General features: G+C 68.2%; 8 protein-coding genes. 5 read left to right on the top strand and 3 right to left on the bottom strand.

From position 1 onward, the window contains the following. The 5 genes from ABYW26_RS11015 to ABYW26_RS10995 all read left to right on the top strand — a co-directional run. Positions 1-552, top strand: a 552-nt coding sequence (locus ABYW26_RS11015) for an ABC transporter ATP-binding protein (RefSeq protein ID WP_372604910.1), incomplete at its 5' end; no start/stop codon positions are given. A gap of 70 nt (positions 553-622) precedes the next feature. After that, positions 623-1,240 (top strand): MotA/TolQ/ExbB proton channel family protein, encoded by a 618-nt coding sequence (locus tag ABYW26_RS11010; protein WP_372604909.1) that lies wholly within the window; start codon positions 623-625, stop codon positions 1,238-1,240. Beyond that, complete coding sequence (locus ABYW26_RS11005; protein ID WP_372604908.1) at positions 1,240-1,620, top strand: ExbD/TolR family protein; 381 nt, start codon at positions 1,240-1,242, stop codon at positions 1,618-1,620. The genes ABYW26_RS11010 and ABYW26_RS11005 overlap by 1 nt, the downstream gene beginning before the upstream one ends. A gap of 3 nt (positions 1,621-1,623) precedes the next feature. Next, positions 1,624-2,001, top strand: a complete 378-nt coding sequence (locus ABYW26_RS11000) for an ExbD/TolR family protein (RefSeq protein WP_372604907.1) — start codon at positions 1,624-1,626, stop codon at positions 1,999-2,001. Continuing rightward, positions 1,998-2,717 (top strand): energy transducer TonB, encoded by a 720-nt coding sequence (locus ABYW26_RS10995; protein WP_372604906.1) that lies wholly within the window; start codon positions 1,998-2,000, stop codon positions 2,715-2,717. Before ABYW26_RS11000 ends, ABYW26_RS10995 begins: the two co-directional genes overlap by 4 nt. Positions 2,718-2,757: 40 nt before the next feature. Here ABYW26_RS10995 and ABYW26_RS10990 read toward each other — a convergent pair whose 3' ends face one another. The 3 genes from ABYW26_RS10990 to ABYW26_RS10980 all read right to left on the bottom strand — a co-directional run. Continuing rightward, a complete protein-coding gene (locus tag ABYW26_RS10990) occupies positions 2,758-2,979 on the bottom strand; it encodes a formate dehydrogenase subunit delta (protein ID WP_372604905.1) in 222 nt (73 codons plus the stop codon). After that, positions 2,969-3,763: a formate dehydrogenase accessory sulfurtransferase FdhD gene (gene fdhD, locus ABYW26_RS10985; RefSeq protein ID WP_372604904.1), complete on the bottom strand. Its 795-nt coding sequence runs from the start codon at positions 3,761-3,763 to the stop codon at positions 2,969-2,971. Before fdhD ends, ABYW26_RS10990 begins: the two co-directional genes overlap by 11 nt. After that, positions 3,760-4,531, bottom strand: a 772-nt coding sequence (locus tag ABYW26_RS10980) for a molybdopterin oxidoreductase family protein (protein ID WP_372604903.1), incomplete at its 5' end; no start/stop codon positions are given. The genes ABYW26_RS10980 and fdhD, both read right to left, overlap by 4 nt.

Below are 4,531 nucleotides of genomic sequence, written 5' to 3'. Positions count from 1 at the left end.
GCCCGCCACGCTGCATGGTTGCCGCAACTGCGCGAGATCGCGTGGCCGGTCTCGGTCGAGACCGTGGTGGCGCTGGGCCGCACACCGCATTTGGGCGCAGGCGGTAAGCTGTCGGATCAGGACCGCGCAGCGGTGGACGCGGCGCTGGGCTGGCTGGATCTGGACAGCTTTCGCCACCGAAGCGCCACTCAGCTTTCGGGCGGCGAACAAGCGCGGGTGCTGATCGCGCGCACCTTGGCACAAGCCGCGCCGCTGGTGCTGGCGGACGAACCGATCGCGGGCCTGGACCCGGCGCATCAGATCGCCACGATGCAGGTGTTCCGTGACATCGCCGGACAGGGGCGCAGCGTCATTGCATCGCTGCATGACCTTGGCCTTGCCGCCCGCCATTGCACCCGGCTGATCCTGCTGGGGCAGGGGCGCGTGGTGGCCGATGGCGCACCGCGCGACGTGCTGACCAAGGCAAACCTGCGCGACGTGTTCCACCTGCGCGCCCATTACACCGACACGGCCGATGGGCCGGTGTTCCAACCGCTTGAGGTGCTGCGATGACCGCCGCATGGCCAAATGCTAGGATACAGGGCGGCAAACCCGGCGCCGCCGCCAATCTGGGAGATTTCGCATGACCGCCCTGACCGAATTCCTGACCAAAGGCGGCCCGGCGATCTGGGTGATCGCGGCGCTGTCGGTGGCCACGCTGGCGCTGATCCTGTGGAAGGTCTATCGCCTGTCGGCCATGGGCGCATGGGCCGGATCGCGCGCCCGCCGCGCTGTTGCTCTGTGGCAGGACGGTCAGCGCGCCGATGCCCGCGCCGCCGTGGCAGGCCGCGCCGGGATGCGTGCCCGTCTGGTGCGCGAGGCCTTGGCGGCGCTGTCGGGCGATCTGCCCGAACCCGCCGCCCGCGAAGAAGTCACCCGCGTCGCCCGCGCCCTGCTGACCGAGGCCCGCACCGGTCTGCGGGCGCTGGAGCTGATCGCGGCGATTGCCCCGCTTCTGGGCCTTCTCGGCACGGTTCTGGGTATGATCGACGCCTTCCAGACCCTGCAAAACGCCGGGTCTCAGGCCGACCCCGCCGCCCTTGCCGGTGGCATCTGGGAGGCCCTTTTGACCACCGCCGCCGGCATGGGCGTCGCAATCCCCGCCGCCATGGCGCTCAGCTGGTTCGAAAGCGTCGTCGATGCCGCCCGTCACGACATGGAAGACCTTGCCACCCGGCTGTTCATCACCGGAGGGCACTGATGTTTTCCTTCGCCAACCCGCGCAAACCCCGCCGCCCCAGCCTGACACCAATGATCGACGTGGTGTTCCTGTTGCTGGTGTTCTTCATGCTGGCGGCGCGGTTCGGCACCGAAACCGGCCTGACCCTGAACATCGGCGCTGGCGCCGGGGCCGACTGGCAAGGCCCGCCCCGCCTGATTGACGTCACCGCCGACGGCCTGCGCCTGAACGGCGTTGCAACCGCCCCCGCCGACCTGATCCCGGCACTGGCCGACCTGACCCGGACCCCGGCCGATCCGATCATCCTGCGCCCGCGCGACGGCGCCGATGTGCAGGCGCTGGTCGATGCGATGACCCTGCTGTCTGCGGCCGGGTTCACCGGCCTGTTGGTGGCGGACTAGGCGATGCAGTTCCCAGCCGAAGACAAACGCGACAAGGCCGAGAATATCGTGCCAATGATTAACGTTGTCTTTCTGCTGCTGATCTTTTTCCTGATGACCGCGCAGATCACCCCGCCCGCGCCGCTTGAGGTTTCACCACCACGGGCCGAGGGCGCGGTGCTGGACCCTGAACAGGCGCTTTATGTCGATGCTGCGGGCCATCTGGCTTACGGCACGGCGCGGGATCGGGCGGCGCTGGATGCCCTTGCCAATCGCGCCGCCGACACGCCACTGCCGCTTTATGCCGACGCGGCCCTGCCGGGCAGCGATCTGGCCCAGTTGATGACCCGTCTCGCCGGTCTGGGCCAAGACCGCATCACCCTGATCGTGGCCGCCAAATGAAGCGCCTGATCGAAGCCGCGCTATTTGTGCCGCTGGCGGTGGGCCTGCATCTTGCGGCGTTCGGGCTGGCCTCGAACGGCTCAGGCGGCACCTCGGGCGGCGGTGCAGGCATGGGTGGCGAGAATGAAATCACCCTGACCGCGCTGCCGCGCGATCTGGTCGAGCAGGTCAAGGACTGGGACAGCGCCCCACAGCCCAATATCGACGGCCCAACAGCACCTCAGCCCGACCAGGCGGCACCTCCGCCCACGCCGCCCACCAGCCTTTCCGCGCCGACCCTGCCGCCACCGCCCACGGCCCCCGGCGCCGCCGCGCCCAACCCGCCGCCACAGCCTGCCGCGCCGCCGGTCGCCCTGCGTGCCAAAGGCACCGGAAAGACCACCACCGCCGGCACCAGCGCCGGCAATGCCGCGGCCCAACAACAGGCGCTGACCGCCAGTTGGGGCGCTCAGATTCAGGCCCGCGTCGCCCGCGCCCACCGGGTGCCCGCCGCCATCCGCCGCCAACGGCAAAGCGGCACGGTTCTGGTGCGGATGCAGGTCGCGGCGACCGGAGATCTGTTGGCGGCGGTGGTGCGGAAAAGCTCGGGCAATGCGGCGCTGGATCAGGCGGCGCTGGCCTCGGTCCGGCGCGCGGGCCGGTTCCCCGCCGCGCCCGAAGGCCTGCGCGCCGCACAACTCAGCTTTGACATCCCGCTGGAATTCAAACTGAACTAGTCTTTTTCTTGGGAAAAATACTCAATCCCGCCGTTGCCGCTTACGCAGCCTTGGGTGGGCGCACCGATTTCGCCGCCTCAAGCGCCACCCCGGACAGGCCCGCCCCCCCGGCCGAGACATGCGCCAGCAGCGCCGCGCGCATCCGCGGATCCCAGAAATCGTTGATATGTTCGGCCGTGTTGGCCGCGGCTTGCGACGCGGGCAGCGCGGCAAAGGCCGTGGCGATCTGGTTCGCCATATGGATCAGTTTTTCAGGCGACATCGCTGGCCCCTTTCGTGTCTATCCGCTGGGGATGAGTAAAGATCTGAAACCCGGTCTCGCGCGCCAAAGCGACCAGCGTCAGCCCCGCCGCCTCGGCCAACGCCACCGCGCGTGCGGTCGGGGCCGAAGCGGCGATCAGAACCGGGGCGCGCGCCAGAACCGCCTTTTGCACCATTTCAACCGATACCCGGCTGGTGATCACCAGCGCCCCGCCCGCGGCATCCCGGCCGGACCGGGCAAGCACACCGATCACCTTGTCCAGCGCGTTGTGGCGGCCGACATCCTCGCGCACCGGGTCAAGGGCGCCAGTGTGCAGGAACCCGGCGGCGTGGACCGCGTGGGTCAGATCATGCAGCGGCTGGGCCGCGCGCAGCGCCGGTATCGCAGCGGTGATCTGGGTTTCCGTCAACCGGGTCTGATCGGCGGGCAGGGCGGGCAGGGGGCGCAGCGCCTGTTCCAGACTGTCGATCCCGCACAGGCCACAGCCCACTGGCCCGGCCATGAAGCGGCGGCGTTCGGCCAGACGGGCCTCGGCCGGGTCAGTCAGCCAAAGCTGAACCTCCAGACCATTGGGATGCTCGGCCAGTTCCATCCGGTCGATCTGTGCAAGATCGGTCACGATGCCTTCGGTCAGGGAAAATCCGGCGGCGAAATCCAACAGGTCGGCGGGCGTGGCCAGCATCACCGCCTGAGTCGAGCCATTATAGGACAGCGCCACCGCGACCTCGTCGGCCACCGTGTGCTGCCCGCCATTGGGCAGGCCGATATCGACCGCGCCCTTCATTCCGCCGCAGGCAGGATGCGGCGCGCTTTCGCGGCCTGTTCGGCATAGTCTTCTTGCCAGTCCGACGGGCCGTTCGAGGGGCTGACCTGCACGGCGGTGACCTTGTATTCGGGACAGTTGGTCGCCCAGTCGGAATAGTCCGAGGTCACCACGTTGGCCTGCGTGTCGGGGTGGTGGAAGGTGGTATAGACCACCCCCGGCGCCACCCGTTCGGTGATCACCGCGCGCAGGGCCGTCTCGCCCGAGCGGCTGGTCAGTCGCACCCAATCGCCATCGCGCACGCCGCGCTGTTCGGCGTCATGCGGGTGGATTTCCAGCACGTCCTGATCGTGCCAGACCACATTCTCGGTGCGGCGGGTTTGGGCGCCGACATTGTATTGCGACAGGATGCGCCCGGTGGTCAGCAACAGCGGAAAGCGCGGGCCGGTGCGTTCGTCCGTGGGCACGTATTCCGTGACGACAAAGTTGCCCTTGCCGCGCACGAAACCATCCATATGCATGACCGGCGTGCCCAGCGGGTTGGCGTCGTTACAGGGCCACTGGATGGAACCCTCGCGCTCAAGCAATTCGTAATTCACCCTTGCGAATGAAGGGGTTGTGGCAGCTATTTCATCCATCACCTGAGACGGATGCGTATAGGTCCAGCCCGCGCCTAGCGCATTGGCCAGCGCCTGAGTGACCTCCCAGTCGGCCATGCCGTTCTTGGGCGCCATCACCTGACGCACCATGTTGATCCGGCGCTCGGCGTTGGTAAAGGTGCCGTCCTTT

This window comes from Actibacterium sp. (assembly GCF_041584535.1).
Classification (GTDB): Bacteria; Pseudomonadota; Alphaproteobacteria; order Rhodobacterales; family Rhodobacteraceae; genus Actibacterium_D.
This window is presented reverse-complemented; position numbering and strand designations above follow the sequence as displayed.